This window comes from Amycolatopsis sp. NPDC049252, from assembly GCF_043197175.1.
In the GTDB taxonomy this organism is placed as follows: Bacteria; Actinomycetota; Actinomycetes; order Mycobacteriales; family Pseudonocardiaceae; genus Amycolatopsis.
In genome coordinates this window covers 67,842-91,004 of record NZ_JBICSQ010000021.1, presented here as the reverse complement: position 1 = coordinate 91,004, position 23,163 = coordinate 67,842, and the positions used below count along the sequence as shown (strand labels likewise).

Here is a 23,163-nt window from a genome sequence, read left to right as displayed (position 1 = left end):
AGAGGTGGTGACTGCTACGGACTGGTCCTGGCCTTCCTGGCCCGGAACTGCAGGAGCACGGCGAGCACGATGATCACGCCCTTGGCGATGTTCTGGATGTCGGTGTCCAAGTTGTTGAGCGTGAAAAGGTTGGACAGCACCGTGAAGATCAGCACGCCGATCAGGGTGCCGATCAGCGAACCGCGACCGCCGGTGAGCAGCGTGCCGCCGATGACCACCGCCGCGATGGCGTCGAGCTCGTAGAACATGCCGTTGGTGGACGCGCCCGCCGTCGTCCGCGCGACGACCATGAGCGCGGCGATCCCGCAGCACAGCCCGGCGACGCCGTAGACGAGCGCGAGGTGCCGCTTGACGTTGATGCCGGCCAGCCGCGACGCCTCGATGTTGCCGCCGACCGCGAAGGTCCGGCGGCCGAAGGTGGTGCGGTTGAGCACGACCCAGCCGACCGCGAACACCAGCGCGAACAGCCAGATCAGCACCGGGATGCCGAGCAGCGCGCCGCGGAAGAAGGTGAGGAAGTCCTGGTCGGCGACGACCTGCGTGCGGCGGCCGCTGAGCCGCTCGGCGAGCCCGCGGGCCGAGACGTACATCGCCAGCGTCGCGATGAACGGCACGACCTTGCCGTAGGCGACGAGCACGCCGTTGACCAGCCCGCAGCCGAGGCCGACCGCGAGTCCACAGAGGACCATCACCCACGGGCCGTAGGACTGGGTGGCCAGTGTCGTCAGCCAGACGCTCGACAACGCGACGATCGAGCCGACGGACAGGTCGATGCCGCCGCTGATGATCACGAACGTCATCCCGACGCTGACCACGCCGATCGCCGCGGCCAGCCGCAGGATCGTGGAGATGTTGCTTTCGGTGAAGAACAGCTCCGGCCGGGTGAACTGGCCGACCAGGCACAGCACCACGAGCACGCCGGTCAGGCCCAGCAGCCGCGGGTCGGCCCGGAAGGAGAACCGCCTCGCCGGTGCGGGCAGCGCTTTCGGTGGTGCCGTTTCGGTGTCGGTCATGCCGCGCTCCCCTCGAGAATCACGTCGAGCACCCCGGCCTCGGTGAGCCCGGACGAGGGCCGGTCGGCGAGGACGCGGCCCTCGCGCAGCACCAGCACCCGGTCGGACAGCCCGAGCACCTCGGGGATCTCGCTGGACACCAGCACGATCGCCACGCTGCTCGCGGCCAGCTCGTCGATCAGCCGGTACAGCTCGGCGCGGGCGCCGACGTCGACGCCGCGGGTCGGCTCGTCGAGCAGCAGCACCCGGCAGCCGCGGACCAGCCAGCGGGCCAGCACCGCCTTCTGCTGGTTGCCGCCCGAGAGCGTGCGGACGATCCGCCGCGGGTCGGCGGGCCGCAGGTCGAGACGCCGCAGGCTGGCGCCGGCGTCGTCCAGTTCCTTCCCGCGTTCGGTGAACCCGAGCTTCGCGTAGCGGCCGAGACTGGCCAGCGTCACGTTGTGCACCACCGGCAGGTCCAGCAGGAGGCCCTGGCTCTTGCGTTCCTCCGGGGCCAGCCCGATCCCGGCCTTGACGGCGGCCAGGACGCTGCCGGGACGCAGGGGTTTCCCTTGGCTCGTCACGGTTCCGCTGTCGGCCTTGCGCGCGCCGAAGATCGTCTCCAGCAGCTCGCTGCGGCCGGAGCCGACCAGGCCGGCGATGCCGACGACCTCGCCGGCGTGGACGGTGAAGCTGACGTCCTCGAATTCGCCGTCCCGGGTCAGGCCCTCGACTTCGAGCGCGAGCTTGCTCCGGTCGGCGTGCCCGTCGTGGCGCGGCCCGAACACCGTCTCCACCTTGCGCCCGGCCATCAAGGCGACCAGGTCGGCGGTCGGCGTGGTGCGGGCGTCGAGGCCGGTGCCGACCGTCTGGCCGTCCTTGAGCACGGTCACCCGGTGCCCGATCCGGCGCAGTTCCTCGAGCCGGTGCGAGATGTAGACGATCGCGACACCGTCGGCGGTCAGCTCGCCGACGATCCGGAAGAGGTTGTCGACCTCTTCGCCGGCCAGCGCCGCGGTGGGTTCGTCCATCACGAGCAGCCGGGCGTCGTGGGCCAGCGCGCGGGCCATCGACACCAGCTGCCGGCCCGCCGCGGACAGCTTGCCGACCTCGTGCCACGGCCGGATGTTCGCGTGGCCCAGCCGGGCCATCAGCCGGGCGGCCTCGTCCCGGGCCTGCGAGATCCGCGTGAACCCGAACCGGGCGCGCTCGTGGCCGAGGAAGATGTTGTCCGCCACCGAAAGCCCGGGTACGAGGTCGAGCTCCTGGTACATGGTGGCGATGCCCAGGCGCAGCGCGTCGACCGGCGAACTCAGTTCGACGCGTTGTCCCTGCCAGGTGATCTCGCCCGCGTCCGGCCGGTGCGCGCCGGAGAGGACCTTGATCAGGGTCGACTTGCCGGCGCCGTTCTGCCCGAGCAGGCAGTGCACCTCGCCGGGTTCGACGTCGAGGTCGACGCCGTCGAGCGCACGCACGCCCGGGAAGGCCTTCACGATCCCGCGAACGGAAAGCAGGCTCATACCGAGGCCTCCTCGGTGCCGGCGGCGAGGGTGGGGTCGGTGAACAGCCGTTCGGCCGCCCGGTGGGCGGCACCGCGCAGCGGGGCTCCGAGGCCGAGTGCGGACGCCACGACCCGGGCGTGGCGCTCCGGCTGGGCGTGGACGGCGAGCTCGACCCGGACCGGTTCCACCAGCCACTCCCCCAGTTCCGCGAAGTACCCGCCGAGCACGACGACGTCCGGGTCGAGCACGTCGACCACAGTGGACAGTGCGACCCCGAGCGCGACACCGAGTTCGTGCACCGCCGTGACCGCGCGCTGATCGCCGCGCCGCACGCGGTCCTTCAGCCGCGCGACCCGGCCTTCGACGCCGAGTGCGGGGTCGAGCAGCGGATCACCCGGCGCCGCGGCCGCGCGCAGGACCGCGGCCAGGTTCGCCTTCGTCTCGAGGCAGCCGGTGCGGCCGCAGGAACACCGCTCGCCGAGCGGGTCGACGGCGATGTGCCCGACCTCGCCCGCGAAGCCGCGCGCGCCGCGCAGGACCGCGCCGCCGGACACGAGCCCGCCGCCGACCGCCGTCCCGCCGCTGAGGTAGAACAGCTCGCCGGCGCCGGTGAGCGACTCGGCGAGCGCGCCGAGGTTGGCTTCGTTGTCCACGGCGACCGCGTCGGCGGGAAGGTTCAGCCGGGCGGCCATGAGACCGGCGATCTCCGCGTCACGCCAGCGCAGGGCCGGGGCGAACCGCAGCACCGAGGCGGCCGAGTCGACCAGCCCGGGCACCGAGATCGCGACGCCGACCGGCGGGCCGGGCAGCACCCGGTGCGCGAGGTGGGCGAGTTCGTCCATGCCGCGCTGCAGCCCGGCCGCGGCGACGTCGACGGTCTCGGCCCGCTCGGCCAGTACCCGGCCGGACAGGTCCGTGACGACCGCCGACAGCCGGTCGGCCTCGATGCCGAGGGCCAGCGCGTAGGCGTCTTCGCCGTCCAGTTCGACCAGGCGGCTGGGCCGGCCGTTGCCGGGGAGGACACCGGCGGGCCGGACCAGGCCCCGCCGCGCGAGTTCGGCGAGCAGGCCGGGGACGGCCGACTTCGCGACCCCGCAGCGGGCGGCCAGCTGGGTGCGGGAGAGCGGGCCGGTGCGCAGGGCCCGCAGGACCGCGGCGAGGTGGGCCGTACGCGGGCTCACCGAGTCGGCTCGCCTGGTACCGGTCACGGCCACGATGCCCCCACCTGTGCTGCTGTTTCCTGAACACACTTTGTTACTCAGTCAGCGAAAGTAGGGTGACCCGGGTCACCCGTCAAGGTGACGAAGGTGTGCTTAGTCCGGTTTTCACCCGGATAGACGCGCCAAACCGTACATACTTTCGACCAGCAAGTGCAAAAGTCTGCACGGTTCGAGCGCTACGGTGGGGACTTGTTCAGCCACCCAGCGTGCCCGGGCGACCCGTCTCTGCCGCGGGTGTGGCGGTCTGCCGCAGCTCGTCGTGAGTGGGAAACCGGGTTAGAACACTGTTTCCCACTCACGACCAGCCGCGGCAGACCTCTTACGTGAGGGACGTGGTCAGCTGCTGAGGGTGAAGGCCCGGTCGGTCGCGGACCAGGCCGCGCCGATCACCCCGGCCGTCTCGCCGAGTTCGGACAGCACGATCGGGAGGTTGCCGGTCGCCAGCGGCAGGGAGCGGCGGTACACCGCGCTGCGCACCTCGGCGAGCAGCTGGTGGCCGAGCTGCGCGACCCCGCCGCCGATCACCACCATGCCCGGGTTGATGAAGCTGACCAGCGAGGCGACGACGTGGCCGAGCCGGCGCCCGCCGTCGCGGATCAGGTTGACCGCGCCGAAGTCGCCCGCCGCGGCGGCGCGGCCGACGTCGCGGGCGGTGACCACCCCGCGTTCGGCGGCGGCGTCGGCGAGGTGGGCCGACCGTCCGCTGCGGGCCAGGGCCAGCCCGTCGCGGGCCAGCGCGGCGCCGCCGAAGTAGGCCTCCAGGCAGCCGACTTCCCCGCATGCGCAGGTCGGGCCGAAGTCGTCGAGCCGGATGTGCCCGATGTCCCCGGCCGTGCCGGCGACCCCGCGGTACACCTTGCCGCCGAGCACGATCCCGCAGCCGATCCCGGTGCCGATCTTCACGAACATCAGGTCGTCGGTCGAACGCGCGACCCCGGCGTGCCGTTCGCCGAGGGCCATCGCGTTGACGTCGTTGTCCACCGCCACCGGGCAGCCCCACAGCCCGCCGAGGTGGTCCCGCACGTTGAACCGGTCCCAGCCGGGCATGATCGGCGGGGCGACGGCCATCCCCTCGGCGAAACTGACCGGCCCCGGCAGCCCGATGCCCGCGGCGACCAGCCGGCCGGGCGCCTCGTCCCGGACCTTCGCCGCCAGCTCGGCGACCCGGCGCAGCACCGGGTGCGGCCCCTGCCGGACGTCACAGTCCTCGACGGTGTGCGCGAGCACCTCGCACGACGCGTCGGTCACCGCCACGCCGACCGACGTCGCGCCGACGTCCACCGCCAGCACCCGCAGCTCGCCGGACAGCCGGACCAGCGTCGACCGGCGCCCGCCGCGGCTGGCCGAGGGCCCCGCGGTCTCGACCAGGCCGACCTCGTCGAGCCGGGCCACCTCGGCCCCCACCCTGGCGCGCGGCAGCTCCAGCCGCTCCCCCAGCTCGACCCGCGACATCGGGCCCTCGTCCCGCAGCAGCGTCAGCAGCCGGGTCTGGTGCCGGGTTTCGACCATCGAGTGCTCCGGAGACGATGCCGTGGATACCCCGCTCATGCGCGGGAGCCTACTGTGCGGGCGGCCGTCACTCCGCCGATCCGAGGTTCTTGCGCCGGTTGGCCACGAATCGCGCTTTCTTCTGACGATTCCCGCACGTGTTCATGTCGCACCATTTGCGGGTGCGGCTTTGGCTCGTGTCGAAGAAGGCGGCTTGGCACGTCGGCGAGGCGCACAGGGCCAGTTTTCCGTCCCGTTCGCCCGCGATGACGCTGATCGCGTCGGCGGCGATCACACTGAGCGCGTCTTCCACGCGGGAAGCCGACCCGAGCTGCCATCGCCGCGTGCCCTCGGGCGTCAGGATGGCCGCCGCCCGGCCCTGAACACTGCGCTCGTTGATGATCCGGACGGCGGACGCGGGGAGCGCGTCCTGGACCGCGGCCGCGGTCGCGGCGGCGTGGATCGATTCCCTCAGTGCCCGGGCGAGTGCGAGCTGGGCGGGGGTGCAGGAGTCCACGGCGAGGCCGCTCACCGCCAGCCAGTCGACGAGCCGGCGCGGTGTGGGAATGCGTTCCACCGCATCGCCGTGACGCTCCGACAGCGTCCCCGTGAAGCTGGTCGCCAGCACATTACCGAGGCGGAATTCGGGGAACTCGATGCGCATGGAACCAGCTTAGCAGGTTGCACAATGACCCATGCGCCTGTTAGAACCGTCTACGCCGGTTCCGCGACGACAGGGAGGTCTCATGACGAACGACGTCCGAGCATTCGAAGCCCACGCACCCGACGCCGACCTCGACGACCTGCGTGCGCGGCTGGCCGCCGCGCGGCTGCCGGAGCCCGAGACGGTCCGTGGCACCCCACGACGCTGGGACCAGGGTGTTCCGCTCGCCGACCTCGTCGACCTCGTGGACCACTGGCGCACCGGGTACGACTGGCGCTCGTTCGAAGCGCGCCTCGACCGGATCGGCCAGTTCCGCACGACCGTCGACGGTCTCGGAATCCACTTCCTGCACCGCCGATCCGCGCGCGCCGACGCCACACCACTGCTCGTGACGCACGGCTGGCCGGGCAGCGTCGCCGAGTTCGTCGACGTGATCGACGAACTGGCGGATCCGGAAGACACGGACGCGCCGGCGTTCCACGTCGTGGCCCCTTCGCTGCCGGGCTTCGGTTACAGCGACAAACCGGCGACCACCGGGTGGGGAACCGAAAAGATCGCGGCCGCGTGGGTGGAGCTGATGGGACGGCTCGGCTACGGCGAGTTCGCGGCCCACGGCGGCGACTGGGGCGGCAACATCACCACCGTTCTCGGCGGCCGGTTCCCGGAGCACGTTCTCGGCATCCACACCACGTTCGCGGAGGGACCGCCCGGGTTGACCACGGACGGCCTGACCGCGACCGAACGCCGGTGGACCGAGGAGACCCGCCATTTCTGGCGCCACCGCGCGGCGTACGCGAAGCAGCAGGCGACCCGGCCGCAGACCATCGGCTACGCGCTCGTCGACTCACCGATCGGGCTGCTCGCCTGGATCCTGGACAAGTTCGCCGAGTGGTCGGACACCGAGGACAGCCCGTTCGAGACGATTTCCCGGGACCGCGTGCTCGACGACGTCACCCTGTACTGGCTGACGCGCACCGGCGCGTCGGCGGCCCGCATCTACTACGAAAGCCACAACTCGCTCGACCCCGAACTGCGGGTCGACGTCCCGTCGGCGATCACCATGTACCCCCGCGACATCGAGAAGTACCCGCGCGCCTGGGCGCAGGAGCGGTACCGCCGGATCGTCCGCTGGACGGAACCCGAAGCCGGCGGGCATTTCCCGTCGCTGGAGGTTCCCGGGTACTTCGTCAAGGACCTGCGAGAAGGCCTCGCGGCCGTACTGGCCGCCCCTCGATGAGCCCGGGTCACTCCTTGGGCGTCTTCGTCTTCGTCTTCGTCTTTTCCGGCTTCGAGGTCTTCGGCGTCTTGGTCTTGGTCTTGGTCTTTTCCTTGGTCTTGTCGGCCTTCTGCTGGTTGCCCGTCTCGGCCGACGAATCCCCCGACTCGCCGGCGCCGTCCGCCGTCTCGGGCTCCCCGCTCGTCGTCACGGCTCCCGGAACCTCCGGTGCCGTGGTGAGCTGCGCGGCCGAACCCGGGTTCTCGCCCTGCCCGGCGGGTCTGGCCGGGGCGACCACCTGGGTCGTCGCCGGTGCCACCACCCCGCCGTCGGTCACGGAAGCGGGCGGCCCGGCGGAGGTGCTCGCGCCGATCGTCACCGTGGTGACCAGGACCGCGCTCGCGGCCGCCACCTTCGCCGCCGTGGCCCACGAAAGAGCAGAGGCCCCGGTCCCGGCGGCCGCACCCGTGCCGGCGGCCGCTCCGGTCCCGGCGAGGGACCCGGACAGCCACTGCGTGACGAACGGGACGCCCAGCAGCAGCGGCGCGATCGTGGCGGGCAGTTCCTCGTTGAGCCGCCGGAGACCGGTGGCCAGCTCGCGGCAGTCCGCGCAGCGGTCGAGGTGGTTCGTGATCCGGTTCGCCTTGTGCTCCCCGATCCCGTCGCGCACCCACCGGGAGAGCTGGCCGCCGACGACGCGGCAGTTCCGCCGCTGCGTGGCCGGGATGTGCTGGTCCAGGTAGGCCTGCCGCAGCCCTTCCCGCGCGCGGTAGGCCAGCGCGGCGACGCTGTTCGGCGTCATCCCGAGGTCCTGCGCGATCCGCGCGGGCGAATCGCCGTCGATCTCGGTCCGCCACAGCACGGTCCGCCACCGTTCGGGCAGCTCGGCGAACGCGTCCGCGGCGACGGTGGCGTGCAGCCGGCTGCTCACCGGCTCGTCGCTGCCCATCGCCGGCAGCACGTCCGGCACCTCGGCGACCACGGACACGCCGGAGTCGCGCCGGCGCCAGTTGATCATCGTGTTCCGGATGGTCGTGAGCAGGTACGCGCGGAAGTCCTCGTCCGGGCCCGCGCCGGAGCGCAGAATCCGCAGTACGCGGGTGAAACCTTCGGCGATCAGGTCGTCGCGCTCGGCGGCGTCGGCCGCGATCGCGGCCGCCACCCGGCGGGCCGCGACCAGGTGCCGGTCGTAGAGCTGGCCGTACGCCGAGGTGTCCCCGCCTCGCACCGCCTCGATCAAGTCCGCGTCGCTCGGAACGTCCACCGTCCCGGCCACCGCCGGCACCACCTCGGTCACCGCACCCCCTCTTGCCCGTGCGCCTGCACGTGCAGAACGTCACGAGATGGTGGTGCACCGGGCGGCCCGGCGCAAGGCATCGGCGCCAAGTCCCGCCTTCCTCCGGGGAGAGCGCTTCCCAGGCCCGCTTTGTCAGGCGCCAGGGCTCTCTGGCGTGGTTTCAGCGGCGCCCGGCCAGCGCCCGCACCTCGTCCTCCCCCAACGCCCGGCCGTACAACCGGAAATCGGCGACGGCACCCTTCAGGTACGGGTGCTTCGGGTTCTGCGAGCGGCCGAGGTAGTTCAGCTGGGTGGCGCCGAGCAGGAGCGGGCCCATCAGCGGCGCCGGGTTCGCGCCGGTCGGCTCGCCGCCGAAGTACAGGCGCATCCCGGCGCCCGCGGTCACGGCCACGTGCGTCCACTCGCCCGCCGGGAGCGCGACGGCGGCGTCCACGAAGTCCTCCGTCTCCATCCCCCCGAGCTTCATCGCGCAGCGGGCGACGCCGAGCCCCGTGCGCGGGGTCAGGAACAGATAGGACTGCGCGTTGAACCCGAGGTCGAACACCCGCGCCGAGGTGACGATCGTGTCCGCCCGGACCCACATCGACACCGTCAGCTCGGTCAGGTTCGCCGGCAGGCCCGGGGCCAGCCGCACGTGCCCGTCGACGCCGTCCAGTTCGATGCCCCGCTCCCCGTGGGTCGCGCCGCCCGCCAGGACGGCGTCCGGCCAGCGGTGGGTGCTCTCGGCCAGGCTCGCGCCGAGCGGGTACAGCGCGACGGTCTTCGGCGCGGGGCGGTCCGGCGGCGAGGCGAGGTAGACGCTGTAGTGCTCGTGCTGGACGTCGAGGAACGGGCTCAGCCGCAGCCGCTGCTCCCCCGCCCGGACGCTGAACTCCGCGCGGCCGGGCTCACGCCGCAGGGTGCGCTGATCGACCGTCGGGATGACCGGCGGTCCTTCCGCGCCGTGCCGGGCGGCGAGGACGAGCGGACCGTAGGTGAGCGCCCGCACGGCCGGGTTGTCGGGCGCGGGCAGCCACCGCGGGGTCATCGGCAGGTGCAGCTCGACGACGTCGCCCGCGCGCCACCGCCGCCGGATCGTCGCGAACCGCCCCGGTTCGGCGGACACGGGCGCGCGGTTGACCGTCAGCCGCGGTTTCGAGACCCACGAGGGAATCCGGAGGCGCAGTGCGAACTCGCCGGGGCCGTCGACACGCAGCCGGACCGTCTCGTCGTACGGGTACTCGGTCTCCAGGCGCACCCGCGCGCCGCGAAAGTCCACTGTGGACGGGATGAACAGGGTGACGTACAGCGTGTCGCTCGTCGTGAAGTAGATGTTTTCCGCGTACTTGACGTGGGTCTCGAGGCCGGTGCCGTGATCGCAGGTGAAGTTGCCGTAGTCGCTGCTGTAGGTGCCGGGGTCGGAGGTCACGCCCTCCTTCGGCTTGCGCTCGGTGCCCGGCGTCAGGCCGGTGTAGTAGGTGACGAACCCGTGCGGCGAGTCCGGGTCCTGCTCGCCGAGCATTTGGTTGAGCAGCGACCACTCGTAGTGGTCGAGGTACTCGGTGCGGCCCGGGTCCTGCAGGAACAGCAGGCGGCCGAGCTTGAGCATGTTGTAGCTGTTGCAGTTTTCGCAGGTGTTCTCGCCGAGCTGGCTGACGATCTGGTCGGGTGGGCCGAAGAACTCGGCGTTGGCGTTGCCGCCGATGACGTAGCTGTGGTGGTGGACGACCTGGTCCCAGAAGTACGTCGCGATCGTGCGGTAGCGCTGTTCGCCCGTGACGTCGTACTCGGCCGCGGCGCCGACGATCTTCGCGATGTCGGTGTTGGCGTGCCGCCCGGCGAGCGTGTCTTGGCGGGCGGAAAGGGGTGTGAAGATCTCGTCGTGGTCGAAGCGGCGGGCGAGCGTGAGGTGCCGTGGGTCCTTGGTGACGGCGTAGAGGTTGGCCAGGGCTTCGTTCATCCCGCCGAACTCGGTGTGCAGGACCTTCTGCATGGCGTCGCGGGTCAGCGGCGCGGTGCGGGCGTCGATCCAGCGGGCGATGCCCCGGGCGACGTCGAGGGCGCCGGCGGTGCCGAGCAGCCGGTGCTGGTCGAGCAGCCCGGCGAGGATCTTGTGGATCGTGTAGTACGGCGCCCACACGGACTTCCCGGCCTCGAGGTTGACGAAGTCCTGCTCCGGGAACGCCGAGAGGTAGCCGGACGGCGCCTGGCACTTCGCCAGCTCGGCCACCAGCCGCGCACCCTTCGCGGCCAGCTCGGTGTCTCCCGTGTTCGCGGCGGCCAGGGCGAGCCCGGACAGCAGGTGCCCGGTGGTGTGCCCGCGCAGCTGGATGTCCGGGGCTTCCCAGCCGCCGCACGGCTCGGCCGTGGTGGGCAGACCGGCGTTCAGCCGGAAGGTGTGCAGCAGCCGGTCGAGGTCGACGAACTTCAGGTACGCCACGGTCCGCCGCATGTTCGCCAGGTACCGGCTCTCCAGCAGCCGGACGCCCCCGAGCGCGACGGGCCGCACCGCCTCCGAAGCCGCGGCGCTCCACGGGACCACCGCGGCCAAGCCGAGTGCGGCGCCGAGGCTGAGCGCGGTGCGCCGGGTGACGTTCATCGGACCTCCACCTGCCGGTACGGGGTCAGGCGCACCGGGCCGACCAGGCCGTACGCCTGTCGCGCCGCGATCGCGAACACCTCGGGGCGGCTCACCCGGAGCCGGTTGTTGAGCGTGGTGGCGACTTCCACCTCGATGCTGTTGCGCCCGGACCGCAGCCAGCGGCCGACGTCGACGACCGTGTCCAGGACGTCCGACGGCGGCAGGGCGGTGCCGTTGACCCGCACCCGGTAGGTGTCGAACACCTCGCCGAGGTCGAGGTACGCGCCCAGGTCCCGGCCCCACCGGCCCAGGTCGACGGTCGTGCGGTAACGACCCACACCGGAGACGTCCTCCAGGCCCGGGATCGACGACCACGCCGCGAGCGCGGTCAGCGAGAACTGTCGTATCGGCTTCACCGTCGACGTCGGCGTGGCCCCCGGCTGCCAGTCTTCGACTTCGAGGGACCAGGTGGACAACGCCAGCGGCGCGGGCGGCGCGGCGACCGACGTCCGCACGACGCGGCCGGTCGACAGCGTCGTCGAGTACGTGCCCGCCGCCGGGGAACGCACCAGCAGCTTGCCGTCGAGGTACCGTACCTCGGGCGCGTCCGAGGACACCGCGTGCGGACCTCGGTCGGCCGCCAGGGCGATGATCACCGACTGTCCTGGGTTCAGCGACACCGACACCCGGATCTTGCTGCCGGAGCGGGTGAACACGCCGAGCCGTTCGGTGTCGCCGGTCCAGGCGTGGTACACGACCGGCTGCGCGTCACGGTCCTGCGCGGTCAGCCAGACGTCCTGCGTGACGGCCGTGATCTTGCGGTTCTCCGCGTGCCGCGCGTTGCAGAGGTAGTAGTAGTCCGTGTCGCCGTCGATGCGGTGGACGCTCATCACCGTGGACGGGTCGTGCTCCACGTCGCGCGTGACGCCCAGCTCGGCGAGCGCGGCCGGGATGCCCGTCGCGTCCGCGACGACGCGGACCGAAGGCTGCGCGACCAACGCCGCGACGAGGGCGCGAAGCCGGTCGTTCTCCCCCGGCAACGCGATGCCCTCGGCGTGGACGTCGGCGGTCCAGGTGCCGATGACGATCGTCGGCAGGCCCGCCCGCGCGAAATCCAGCAAACGCCGGGCCGCGCGGACGGACAGCGTGTGCTCACTGCCGTGGAACTGGTCGCCGCCGAGGATCATCGCCTTGTACGCCGGGCCATCCGGCGCCAACCGGCCGTGCCGGACGACGGCGCTGGGCAGCTCCAGTACCGCCTCGCTGAGGAAGCCGTGCGTCCAGCCGGCCGGGATGCCGTCGTTGGTCGCCCACGGCGCGCCGATGCCGGTGGACGTCCAGCCCTTCTGCCGGTAGAACGCGATGTCCACCTGCGGTTTCCCGGTGCGCAGCACCAGCTGCGTGCGGGCGAACCAGCCCGCGACGTCCGGCACGTGCCCCCACGTCGGCTGCCGCGGGCCCCACGCCTCGGCGTACCCGATGCCGTTGCCGTTGTACGGCGAGAACGCCGCGAACCCGGGCCACTGCGCGCCGGGCGCCATCGCGTAGGCGAAGCCGTGCAGCACGGCCTGGTTGACGCCGCCCGCGAACACGCTGCCCATGGTCTGCAGCACCTTGTCCCAGGTGGTGTTGTACGCGCCGTTCGCGTACGCCGCGGACTCGCACGACAGCAGCTTCCGGCCGCCCATGTCGCGGCCGGACGCGAGCACCCGGTAGTCGTCGAGGTTCTTGAACCCCAGCGACTCGCTCTCCGGGACGTCCAGCAGCGCGGCGCTGCGGATGGCGTCGGTCTGCAGGCCGTAGGGCTGCACCCGCAGGGCATACCGAGGCGGTGCGCGAAGTCGCGAACCGGGATCAGGTGGTTCTCGTGGTAGAGGTCCGAGAGCACCTGGTTGTAGTCGTCGCGCACGTGGTTCGACGTGTCGGCGTCGAACGCGAACAGGTACTTGCCCTTCTTCTGCACGACCACCGGCAGGTACGGCAGCAGGTCGTACCCCGCGCGCCGCCGGAACTCGGCGAGGAAGGACGGCGTCCAGATGGTCGCGTCGGTCTCGATCTCCAGGGAGTCCTCGAACAGGTCGCCGCCGACGTCCTGCAGCAGGCCCCGGATGGCGCGGGTGAGGATCGTCGAGTTCCACTCGTCCAGGACGACGCGGGTGCCCGCCGCACTGAAGTGGTCGACGACGTACGCGAGCGGCGTCGTGTGCGGGCCCGCTTCCGGCTGCTGCGCCGAGCCGCGGGCCCAGTACGCGAACAGCATCCAGGTGCCATCGGGCGCGGTCCAGTCGATCTGTCCGTTGTGGACGTCCACGGTCCGCACCGACGCCGGGTCCAGCGTCACCGTTGCCGCGGTCGGCGAGCCGATCACCAACGCGGCTTGGACGGCGATCAGGTCCTGCTTGCCCACACCGTCCTCGGCGGGCACCACCGCGGCCGGCGGCGGGCCGGTGTAGCTGCCGACGACCGTGACGACGCCGTGGGCGAGTTCCTTACTGGCCGCGACATCGTCGGGCGTGATGGTCGGGACCGCGGTCGGCCAGCACGGGCCCATCGCGAGGTCGACGGTCAGCCCGCGCGCCTTGGCCCGGCGCAACGCCGTCTCCACCGCCGCGAGCCAGGCGGGCGTGCCCCAGCCGTGGTGCTCGGGATCCATCACGGTCTGGACGCTGTGGTGGACGTCCTGGATCTCGACCCCGCCGAACCCGGCGTCGGCGATCTGATCCACCTCCCGGGCGATCTCGCCCAGGTCGACCAAGCCGTGCGGCCACCACCACCGGAATTTGGCGGCCGTGCTCGTGTCGGGCTTCGCGAACTGCTTCAGGAACGGCTTCCCGCCCGAAGCGAGGGCGGGCGGGGCCCACGAGAGGCTGGCGCCCACACCGAGCGCCGCACCGACGGTGAGGACGGTGCGTCTGGTGACGGTCATCGGGTGGCCTCCAGCCGGGCGGTGACGGCGGCCTGCGGGCGCAGCGCGACCGGGCCGACGAGGCCCGACGCCAGGATCTTGTTGCGCTCGTTGGCCAGGGTGTTGGTGACGCGCACGCTGATCGTGTTGACGCCCGGGTGCAGCGCCCCGGTCGCGTCCACGGTGTACGGATGCCACAGCGCGGCGGGCAGCCGCGTGCCGTCGACCGTCGCCGTGGCGAGGTCGTGGACCTCCCCGAGGTCGAGCACCAGCTTGCGTTTTGCGAGGTCGGCGGCGGTGAGCGTCACCGTCGTCGTGTAGACGGCGCTGCCGGAGAACGTCGGCGCGAAGGTGGTCCAGGAGCCGAGCGGGCGTTCGGTGGCGACGGCGCCGTCCTGCTCCAGCTTGACGGTCCACGGCCCGTTCAGCGTGATCGGCGCCAAGGGATCGGTCACGCGAACGGTGCCGCGGTAGGTGCGGCCGTTCGCCTGGCCCGTGAGCGGGTAGGTACCGGACGCCGTCGCGGTCACCGCGGCCTGAAGGTCGCGCCCGGTCTGCGAGACCGCGGTGGCCGGCAGCGTGCCGTCGGTCAGGTGGGCGGTGTCGTGGACGCCCTTGCGGAACACCACGCCCAGCGTCTCGTACGGCTGGAGCGTGACCGGGACGCCGGTGGTGCCGCGCCCGGTCGTGTACGCCGTGGCGACCTTCGCCGTGCCGGTGCGCGGGTCCCAGATCTCGGGGGTGCCGCCGACCGGGAAGGTCGCCGTGGTGGTGACGACCGCGTCGCTCTCGTTGTTCAGCAGGAACGCCGTGTCCGCGCCACGGCCGGTGCGCGACACCCGGACGGCGTCCGCCGCGGGCTGCAGCCGGGCCGCGCCGTCCCCGGCGTTCTGCGCCAGGCCCGCGATCGTGGTGACGTCGGTCACGACCGTGACGGCACCCGACAGGTTCCGCAGCTCCCGCACCAGGTCGGCGTCCCGGCCGGTCGCCTCCCGCGTCGGCAGCGGGCCGACCGCGATCAGGTGTCCGCCGCTCCGCACGAACTTCGCCAGGGTGTGCGCGGTCGCGAGGTCGAGCACCGGTGTGCGTGGCAGTACCGCGAGCCGGTAGCTCGCCTCACCGACCTGCAGCGTGCCGCCGCGGACCTGGGCCTGGAAGCGCGCGGCCGGATCACCGGACAGCGACGAGTCGCTCAGCAGGTCGAAGTCGACCTGCCCGCGTTCCAGCGCGTAGGCCGCCGCAGAGAAGTCGGCGTCCAGCTGGTGCGACGCGTCGGCCGCCCGGGTCTGCTCGGCGGCCCGCTGCGGCTGGACCAGCGCGGTCCGGGCGAGGTTCTCACCCCGGCCCAGCTCCATCACCCGGCCGATCCACGCGTCGACGTCCGGCATGTTCTCCCAGAACGTGCTGCGCGGGCCGAACGGCGGTGCGAACGTCACCGACGTCTCGTCGGTGTACATCGCGTGCAGGAACGTGAGGTTGACGCCGCGGGTGGCCAGCGCGCCGACGGTGGCGTGCATGTAGTCCGGCGCCACCTGCCAGCCCGCGTTGCCGAACGTCTCCATCAGCGTCCGCGGCGCGCCGCTCTGGTGCGCGGCCGAGGAAGCGTTGCGGCCCAACGTGGTCTGCCGGCCGGCGGTGTAGTCGGTGGTGATCATGTCACTGCCGGGCACCTGCGCCCACTGGTTGTCCTTGGACAGGTCACCGGTCGAGTTCATCCGCTGCTGCGGGCTCTGCTCGTCGAGCAGCGGGTTGGAGATCAGCTTCAGGCCGTGCTGGGCCATCCAGTCGGCTTCACGCTTGTAGTAGCTGGTGGAGAACAGGTTGTCCACGGCCCGCCAGTACGTCCCGGCGGCTTGGTCGGCGACGGCGTCGAGACCGTCGGCCGCCGCGGTGTAGGCGACGCCGGGGGTGCCACCGGCCGCGCGGACGGCGTCGGCGAGGCCGGGCGAGGACGGCAGTCGCTTGAACGGGTGCGGCTGCGCGGAGGCGAGGAACGGCTCGTCGTCCCAGAACCCGGGCACGACCGTGCCCATCGCCCACGGGAAGCGGCGTGCGTACTCCTCGGGCGCGATGCTCAGGAAGGCGTCCGTCGCCTTCGGGTCGAGCAGGTCGAGGTAGCCACGCGTGTAGCCGCTGGAGTCGTCCTGCAGGAGGACCTGCGAGTAGACGTCGACCTGCCAGCGGCCCGCGGGCACCTGCCAGGTGCTGCCCTTCAGCTCGACGGCGGCGTTCGTGCCGACCGGCCGCGCGGCCGCCGCCGTGACCCCGGCGAGGTTCACGCGGTTCTGCGGGAAGTCCGCGAGCGCGGTGGCGTCGTCGAAGGTCGACGTCCACAGCTTGGTGCTGTCGGGGGCGGTGACGGTGAGGTCGTCCCACAGGGAGCGTTGGGTGCCCTCGGCCGACACCGCCGCGGCACCCGTGGGGTAGCTCGCGTCGATGGCCGCGGGCTGCACGGTGTTGTTGATCTTCGGCGTGATCGTGGTGCCGGAGACCGTGACGTTGATCGTCTGCACGTGGGTCGGGGTGAAGCCCGGGGTGTTGACGCCGGTGGTCAGTCGCGTCCGGTTCGCACCGTCCACTTTGTACACACTGGCCGCGCCCTTCGCGTCGACGTCCACGAGGTATCCGTGGGTGCCGTCCGAGCGCACCGCGAGCTGGACGCCCCCGGCGGTCAGCGTGACCTTGCCGCTCACGGTGTAGTCGGTCCAGCCGGCCCCGGGCGTGAGCGGGGCCGCGCCCGGTTTCGTCGCCGGGTCGACGACCAGCTTGCCGGTGTCCACGCTGAGCCCCGACGTCTCGGCGAGCGGCAGCGTCGCCGGTCCGTCGACGATCCGGGTCGAGCGCAGCAGGCCCTTCAGCCGCAGGTCCGGGCGCGCCGGGATGGTGCGGGTGCCGAGGGTGCCGCCGTTGACGACGTAGTTCGCGCCGCGGCCGCTCGGGAAGTTGTTGTCGTTGAACAGCCACATCTTCATGCCGGCGCGCTGCGCCTCGCGCAGCACGTGCCCGACGAGTGTGAACCAGTCCTCGGAGAGGAAGACGGGTTTCATCGAGTCGCCGCCGAGCGGGAAGATCACCGCCTCGTACACGCCTTTCGCGCGCATCTCGGCCAACTGCTTGTCGGCGATGTCACTGGTGATGGTGTTGTTCCAGTACCAGTAGATCGCCGGCCTGCTGTCCTTCGGCGGGTTCGCGAAGGCGGCCGGGTCGAACCGGGCCGGGGTGGTCGTCTCGGCCGGGCCGCGGCCGTGGTCGGCGGTGGCCGGAGTGGCCACGCTCAGCACGGTAGCGGCCGCGAGCACCACGGAGGTCAGCGTTCTGCGCATGGGATTCCCCTTCAGCCGCGCGGAATGGGTTGCCGGAAGGTGTGGGTGCCGGAGCCGACGTGGTAGACGGCGTCACCCTGCGGCAGGTGCACTTCGGCCGTGCTGCCGGGCGGGATCTTGACGGTCAGGCGGTACTCGCCGCCGGACTTCGTCCAGGCCGTGGCGATCCGGCCCTGCGGGCTCTCGTAGCTCCCGGACGCGGACGTCAGGTCGCCGACCACCGCCGGGTCGATCACCAGGTCCTTGAAGCCCGCCGAACCGGCCGCCTGCCCGATGCCGGTCAGCCGGGTGGTGAGCCAGCCGTCCATCGCGCCGAGCATGAAGTGGTCCTGCGACTGGCCGCTGCCGCCGTCCCAGGTCTCGCCGAGTGCGGTCAGCCCGGCCACGACCTGGTGGCCCAGGCTGGGGCTGGTCGTCTGCGTGGCGATCCGGTAGACGACGTCGTCGCGGCCCGCGGCCGACAGCACCCGCAGCACCGACGGGAACGAGATCTCCCCCATCACCAGGTGCCAGCCGGCGGCCTCCACGACGTCCACCAGGTGCTGGGTCTGGCCGGCCCGCAGGTCGGCGGGCACCGCGCCCATGTCGAGCGCGAGGGCCGTCGCACCCTGCCCACCGCCGCCGAACAGGCCAGTCGCGGGTACGTAGTACTTAGCCCAAACGGCCCTGGCCAGCGCGTCGGCCTGCGCGCGATACGGCGTCGCGTCCTGGCCGAGCGCCGTCGCCACCTTGGCGAGGCCGTCGGCGACCGCCCAGACGCCGAAGCTGCTCGGGATCGCACGCGGCATCGCCGGGGACTCGGTGGTGATCCAGTCGCCGAGGCCGTAGTCGTAAACGCCGTCGACCCACCGCGTGGGCTGTCCTTGCAGGTAGGCGAGGTAGCGCTGCATCGCCGGGTAGTACTGGCTCAGCAGTTCCTTGTCGCCGTAGGTCTGGTACGCCTTGAGCGGCACCTGGATCAGGGCGCCGCCCCAGTTCGGGTCGTCGCGGTAGGAGCCGGCGAGGGTCACGTGGTCCGGGACGGTGCTGGGCACCAGACCGGACGCCTCCTGCCCGTCGGCCATGTCCTGGACGATCTTGCCGAGGTAGGCCTCGACGTCGTAGTTGCGGGCGATCGCGTCGAAGGCGAGGTGGTCCTGCTCCAGCCAGCCGAGTTTCTCGCGGCTCGGGCAGTCGGTGAGGATGCTCTGCATGTTGTTCTCGACGGCGGCGCGGGTGAGCCGGTGGATGCCGTCGAGGGTCGCGTCCGAGGAGTCGAAGTCACCGGCCGATCGGTTGTCCGCCATCGTGCGCAGGCCGGTGACCGAGAGCTGCGCGTTGTCCGGCACGCCGACGACCTCGAGGTAGCGGAAGCCGTGGTAGCTGAAGTCGGGGTGCCAGGTCTGCCGGCCGCCCCTGCTCGTGAAGCTGTCCCAGATCGGCGCGCCGACGTTGCTGATGGACTGGTCGACGTGCCCGTCGCGCAGCGCTTCCGCCGGATAGACCCGGATGTTCGTGCCGGTCGGCGCGGTCAGCGTCACCTGCGGGAGACCGGCGATGGTGCGTCCGAGGTCGTAGACGCGGAAGCCGGGCGCGGGGCGGGAGATCTCCTTACCAGGCAACTGTTCCACGACACGGACGGGCTCGGTCCGGCGGCCGGTCAGCTTCGCGGTGCTCGTCGCCGGCACCACCTTGTCCCAGGTCCGGCGGTCGGCACCGGGCTTGTCCCAGCCGGGGATCTCACGGCGGGCGTCGTAGTCCTCGCCGCCGTACCAGTACGACGCCGTGGTGGCGCCGAGCGTGGTGCGCCAGCTGGAGTCGGTGCCGATCCGCAAGACGGTGCCGTCGGCCGTCGTGACCTCGAGCTGCGCGATCACCTGCGGGTCGCTCGCCGTGCGGGCGAACTTCCGGTAGCGGCCGGAGGTGTGCAGCGAGTCCGCGGTGCCGTTGCCGACCGCGATGCCGATCGTGTTCGCGCCGCCGCGGACCTGGTTGGTGACGTCGTAGGCGGCGTACGTGACGCGGTCGGCGTAGTCGCTGTCGCCGGGCTCCAGGACGGCGTCCCCTACCCGGGCGCCGTTGAGGCTGGGCACGTAGACCCCCAGTCCGCTGACGTACAGGCGGGCGCTGGTGACGCGGCCGTGGACGGAGAAGTCCTTGGCGAACACCGGTAGCGCGGGAGGCAGCCAGGTGGCCGGCACCGGCTGGTTCGTGACGGTCTTGGCCACCGTGAACGGTCCGTCCGTGGCCGTCTGGACCGTGTAGTCGACCGGGAAGTTCGGCGTTTTGCCGTCGGCGGTGAGGGTGTCGGTGCGGGGGTACAGCACGATCTGGTCGAAGGTGTGCGCGGCGCCGAGGTCGATCGTGAGCCAGACATCCGCGTCCGGGCTGGTGTGTGCCGCGCTTTGGTAGCCGGCGTTACCGGCGTCCTCGGGGTTGGACGTGGTGAGGCCGTCGGCGATCAAGCCCGGCTCCCACTCCTTGCGGACGGTCTGGGTTTCCGATGCGGTGACGTACTTCTGGCGGCCGTCAGCGAGGTTGGTCGCCGGGTTGGCCGAGTCGCGGACCTGGAGTTCGGCCAGCTGCAGGCGGTACGTCAGGTCGGGGAAGCGGCGGGGGTCGCCGGTGGTGACCATGCGGTTCTGGCTGTCGAGGGGTTGTTCGGCCAGCGGTGGTCCGAGCTTGGTGACGTCCAGCTTGACGTACCGGGCGTTTTGGGTCGGGAGCGTGACCACCACAGGTTGGGCGGGTTTGGTGCCGAGCTGCCATTGGCTGTTGGTCACCCAGCCTGCCGACCAGTCCTTTTGGTTGGTCAGGCCGGTTTCGAACCAGTTCGGCTTGCTCCAGTCCGACGTCGTGGTGCCGGACCAGGTGCGGACTCGCCAATAGACCCGTTGGCGGCTGGTTACCGCTCGTCCCGCGTAGCCGAGTCCTGTTGTGGTGCCCTTGACGCGGCCGGTGACCCAGAGGTCCGGGTGGTTCAGTCTGGCTTCCGACGTTGCCGCTTGGACTTCGTACGCCGTTTGGTCTCTGGTGTTCTGCCAGCTCAGCTCGGGCGTGGTGTCGTCTGTCCCCAGTGGACTCTGCAGGTGGTTTGCGCGGAGGTCCTTCGGGGCGGAGTGGTCTCCGGCTTCGGCGGTCCCGGGGACCAACAGCGTTGCCAGGGCGAGGATTGCGGCGAGGTGCAGAGGTCTGTGGCGCACAGCAGCTCCTGGGGCGGCCGGTGGGGTGCGGCCTGGATTCGACGGTGAATCGTTTCAATCGTTGGCTGGGACGCTACGTGGGCTTTGCTTGGGGGACAAGGATTTGTCCGGGATCGGACAAGGGCGCGGCGTCGGTCACACCAGGCCACGTCGGGCGGCCAAGACCACGGCCTGGATGGGGGTGGTGCAGCCCAGTCTGTCGCAAATGGACCGCAGTCTGCGGCGGACCGTGCGGTCGGACAGGTCCAGGCGCCGCGCGATGGTCTCCACCGGCAGGCCCTCGGCCAGCAGGGCGAGCAGGTTCAGCTCCTCGTCCACCAGGCACACCGCCCCTCCTCACTCCGCGACGATGATCACGTGCAGGGTTCTCGGCCCGTGCACGCCCTCCACCCGGGTCAGCTCGATGTCGCTCGTCGCGCTCGGGCCGCTGATCCAGGTCTGCGGCCGTGCCGGGTCCAGTGCCGCCACCGCTTGCGGGACGCCCGGGACTATTCGATCCTCCGGCAGCACGCAGACGTGGACGTCCGGGACCAGGCTCAGTGCGCGGCGGCCCTGGCCGGGGCCGTGGTCCAGGACCAGGGTTCCGGTGGTCGCGATGCCCAGTGCCGCCGTGGTGACGACCGCGTCGAACGTGTCCAGGTCCGTCGCGTCGGGTACGCCGTCCAGCTCGATCGGGAAACCCTTTGGCACCAAGACTTTCCGTGCGGTACCCAAGGCTTCCCGGATGGCGTCGGGTAGCTCGGCTTTCGTGCAGCGGGTCAACGCCGCGCGGTAGTCGACCACGCGCTCGGCGAACAGGTCCACGATGTTCGGCGGCGCGACCGTTCGGTAGTCACGTGGGACCGGGGCCTCGGTGCGGTCCGCGTTCCGCAGCGCGCCGCGGACGGCCGCCAGGATCTCTTCGCGTGCGCTCACGGGCGACCTCCCTTGCGCCACCACGCCCGGAACGACTCTCGTGGCGGGGCCGGCAGATCACGGGCGTTCGTCCACAGGGAACCCGGCCACGGCAGTCGTCCCAGGGCCCGGCGGCCGCCCGGGAGGACTCGCTTGCCGAAGCGGGTCAGGGCCCGGTTGGCGACGCCCAGGCCGCGTTCGGCGGCGCTCAGGCGCCGGGCGTCCGACAGCAGCCAGGACGCCGACTTCATCGCCAGCGCCTCGGGTTTCGGGGCGCCCTCGCGGTGGGCGTCGACGACCTTCGACCGCAGGTGGACCAGCACCTCGGGGATGTCGATGCGCACGGGACAGGCGTCGAAGCACGCGCCGCACAGGCTGGAGGCGTACGGCAGCGAGTCCGTCTGCTCGTCGACCCCGACACCCTTCAGCAGCGGGTTCAGGATCGCGCCGATCGGGCCCGGGTAGACCGAGCCGTACGCGTGGCCGCCCGTCCGCTCGTACACCGGGCAGACGTTGAGGCATGCCGAGCAGCGGATGCAGCGCAGCGCTTGGCGGCCGACCTCGTCGGCCAGCGCGCGCGTGCGGCCGTTGTCCAGCAGGACGACGTGCATCTCCTGCGGGCCGTCGCCGGGCGTGACGCCCGACCACGTCGAGGTGTACGGGTTCATCCGCTCCCCCGTGCTGGAGCGGGGCAGCAGCTGCAGGAAGACGTCCAGGTCGGCCCACGTCGGCACGATCTTCTCGATGCCGACCACGGAGACCAGCACCTCGGGCAGCGTCAGGCACATCCGGCCGTTGCCCTCGGACTCGACGACGACGAGCGTGCCGCTGTCGGCCACCGCGAAGTTCGCGCCGGACACGGCCATCCGCGCCCGCAGGAACTTCTCGCGCAGGTGCAGCCGCGCGGCGGCGGCCAGCTCGGCGGGCTCGTCGGACAGCCCCGGGGGCGCGTCATCCATGCCGCGGCGGAAGATCTCACGGATCTCGGCACGGTTGCGGTGAATGGCGGGCACGAGGATGTGGCTGGGCAGGTCGTCACCGAGCTGCACGATCAGCTCCGCGAGGTCGGTCTCCCACGCGGTGACGCCGTGCTCGGCCAGGGCCTCGTTGAGCCCGATCTCCTGGGTGGCCATCGACTTGACCTTGACGACCTCGTCGACCCCGTGGGTGTGCGCGATCTTCGCGACGATCTCGCACGCCTCGGCGGCGTCGCGAGCCCAGTGCACGGTCGCGCCGCGCGCCTGCAGGGACGCCTCCAGCTGCAGGAGGTACTCGTCGAGGCGGCGCAGGGTGTTGTCCTTGATCGCCGCGCCGGCCAGCCGCAGCTCCTCCCACTCACCCACCTCACCGACGACGGCCGCACGCTTGGCGCGGATGGTGCCGGTGGCGTGCGCGAGGTTGCGGCGCAGCTGGGTGTCGGCAAGCGCTTTCCGAGCGGCCTCGGGAAAGGCGGGCATGCCGACGAACGTGGCGCTCACGCGTCCTCCCCGGTCGAGGCCAGCACGTCGGCCAGGTGCATCACCCGCACACCGCCACGCTCACGCGAGAGCAGCCCGCCGATGTGCAGCAGGCACGAGTTCGCCACCAGCACCCGGTCAGACCACACGCGCAGAACTGCGTGAGGGGCACTCATACGTCCTCCTCGGTCAGGCGGACCATCCGCGCCCAGCCAGATCGCCGAGGCATCACCGCACACGAGCCACTCACGCGTCCTCCTCGGTCGAGGCCAGCACGTCGGCCAGATGCATCACCCGCACACCGCCACGCTCACACGAGAGCAGCCCGCCGATGCGCAGCAGGCACGAGTTCGCCACCAGCACCCGGTCAGACCACACGCGCAGAACTGCGTGAGGGGCACTCACGCGGCCTCCTCGGTCAGGCGGACCATCCGCGCCCAGCCAGATCGCGCAGGCATCACCA

General features: G+C 71.7%; 16 protein-coding genes and 2 pseudogenes. 2 read left to right on the top strand and 16 right to left on the bottom strand.

The genetic code is table 11. The features are described 5' to 3' along the window. Positions 1-14 precede the first annotated feature (14 nt). The 5 genes from ACGFMK_RS23270 to ACGFMK_RS23250 all read right to left on the bottom strand — a co-directional run bounded on the left by ACGFMK_RS23270 (position 15) and on the right by ACGFMK_RS23250 (position 5,866). Positions 15-1,013 carry an ABC transporter permease gene (locus ACGFMK_RS23270; RefSeq protein WP_392766714.1) on the bottom strand — a complete coding sequence of 333 codons (999 nt, stop codon included), beginning with the start codon at positions 1,011-1,013 and terminating at the stop codon, positions 15-17. Further along, positions 1,010-2,512, bottom strand: a complete 1,503-nt coding sequence (locus ACGFMK_RS23265; protein WP_392766711.1) for a sugar ABC transporter ATP-binding protein — start codon at positions 2,510-2,512, stop codon at positions 1,010-1,012. The genes ACGFMK_RS23270 and ACGFMK_RS23265 overlap by 4 nt, the downstream gene beginning before the upstream one ends. Continuing rightward, the gene (locus ACGFMK_RS23260; protein WP_392766709.1) at positions 2,509-3,708 is read right to left on the bottom strand and encodes an ROK family protein; all 1,200 of its coding nucleotides are present in this window, start codon (positions 3,706-3,708) and stop codon (positions 2,509-2,511) included. Before ACGFMK_RS23260 ends, ACGFMK_RS23265 begins: the two co-directional genes overlap by 4 nt. A 342-nt stretch (positions 3,709-4,050) precedes the next feature. Beyond that, complete coding sequence (locus ACGFMK_RS23255) at positions 4,051-5,223, bottom strand: ROK family transcriptional regulator (RefSeq protein ID WP_323327744.1); 1,173 nt, start codon at positions 5,221-5,223, stop codon at positions 4,051-4,053. Positions 5,224-5,290: 67 nt separating this feature from the next. Next, positions 5,291-5,866, bottom strand: coding sequence for a CGNR zinc finger domain-containing protein (locus tag ACGFMK_RS23250; protein WP_392766707.1), 576 nt, complete (start codon positions 5,864-5,866; stop codon positions 5,291-5,293). 82 nt (positions 5,867-5,948) lie between these two features. On the opposite strand from ACGFMK_RS23250, the gene ACGFMK_RS23245 reads away from it, so the two are divergent. Next, complete coding sequence (locus ACGFMK_RS23245) at positions 5,949-7,103, top strand: epoxide hydrolase family protein (protein WP_392766704.1); 1,155 nt, start codon at positions 5,949-5,951, stop codon at positions 7,101-7,103. Between the two features lie 7 nt (positions 7,104-7,110). Here ACGFMK_RS23245 and ACGFMK_RS23240 read toward each other — a convergent pair whose 3' ends face one another. The 4 genes and pseudogenes from ACGFMK_RS23240 to ACGFMK_RS23225 all read right to left on the bottom strand — a co-directional run. Next, positions 7,111-8,379: a sigma-70 family RNA polymerase sigma factor gene (locus ACGFMK_RS23240; RefSeq protein WP_392766701.1), complete on the bottom strand. Its 1,269-nt coding sequence runs from the start codon at positions 8,377-8,379 to the stop codon at positions 7,111-7,113. Positions 8,380-8,539: 160 nt separating this feature from the next. Then, positions 8,540-10,957 (bottom strand): beta-L-arabinofuranosidase domain-containing protein, encoded by a 2,418-nt coding sequence (locus ACGFMK_RS23235; protein WP_392766698.1) that lies wholly within the window; start codon positions 10,955-10,957, stop codon positions 8,540-8,542. Continuing rightward, positions 10,954-12,750, bottom strand: a complete 1,797-nt coding sequence (locus tag ACGFMK_RS23230; protein WP_392766695.1) for a glycosyl hydrolase — start codon at positions 12,748-12,750, stop codon at positions 10,954-10,956. Before ACGFMK_RS23230 ends, ACGFMK_RS23235 begins: the two co-directional genes overlap by 4 nt. A 68-nt stretch (positions 12,751-12,818) precedes the next feature. Beyond that, positions 12,819-13,199 (bottom strand): annotated as a pseudogene (locus ACGFMK_RS23225) (glycosyl hydrolase); the annotation flags it as partial. A 256-nt stretch (positions 13,200-13,455) separates the two neighbouring features. On the opposite strand from ACGFMK_RS23225, the gene ACGFMK_RS23220 reads away from it, so the two are divergent. Then, entirely contained in the window at positions 13,456-13,659 is a 204-nt protein-coding gene (locus ACGFMK_RS23220) for a hypothetical protein (protein WP_392766789.1), read from the top strand. Between the two features lie 202 nt (positions 13,660-13,861). On the opposite strand, the gene ACGFMK_RS23215 is transcribed toward ACGFMK_RS23220, so the two are convergent. The 7 genes and pseudogenes from ACGFMK_RS23215 to ACGFMK_RS23185 form a co-directional block, all read right to left on the bottom strand. Further along, the gene (locus ACGFMK_RS23215; protein WP_392766692.1) at positions 13,862-17,167 is read right to left on the bottom strand and encodes a glycosylhydrolase-like jelly roll fold domain-containing protein; all 3,306 of its coding nucleotides are present in this window, start codon (positions 17,165-17,167) and stop codon (positions 13,862-13,864) included. An 11-nt stretch (positions 17,168-17,178) separates the two neighbouring features. Then, complete coding sequence (locus tag ACGFMK_RS23210) at positions 17,179-20,349, bottom strand: family 78 glycoside hydrolase catalytic domain (RefSeq protein WP_392766689.1); 3,171 nt, start codon at positions 20,347-20,349, stop codon at positions 17,179-17,181. 135 nt (positions 20,350-20,484) lie between these two features. Beyond that, a complete protein-coding gene (locus ACGFMK_RS23205; protein ID WP_392766687.1) occupies positions 20,485-20,676 on the bottom strand; it encodes a LuxR C-terminal-related transcriptional regulator in 192 nt (63 codons plus the stop codon). A 9-nt stretch (positions 20,677-20,685) separates the two neighbouring features. Continuing rightward, positions 20,686-21,264, bottom strand: coding sequence for a lactate utilization protein C (locus tag ACGFMK_RS23200; RefSeq protein ID WP_392766686.1), 579 nt, complete (start codon positions 21,262-21,264; stop codon positions 20,686-20,688). Continuing rightward, positions 21,261-22,700 (bottom strand): lactate utilization protein B, encoded by a 1,440-nt coding sequence (locus tag ACGFMK_RS23195; RefSeq protein ID WP_392766783.1) that lies wholly within the window; start codon positions 22,698-22,700, stop codon positions 21,261-21,263. The genes ACGFMK_RS23200 and ACGFMK_RS23195 overlap by 4 nt, the downstream gene beginning before the upstream one ends. A 17-nt stretch (positions 22,701-22,717) precedes the next feature. Continuing rightward, positions 22,718-22,834: pseudogene (locus tag ACGFMK_RS23190) on the bottom strand ((Fe-S)-binding protein); the annotation flags it as partial. A gap of 112 nt (positions 22,835-22,946) precedes the next feature. After that, positions 22,947-23,105: a hypothetical protein gene (locus ACGFMK_RS23185; RefSeq protein WP_392766683.1), complete on the bottom strand. Its 159-nt coding sequence runs from the start codon at positions 23,103-23,105 to the stop codon at positions 22,947-22,949. Positions 23,106-23,163 lie beyond the last annotated feature (58 nt).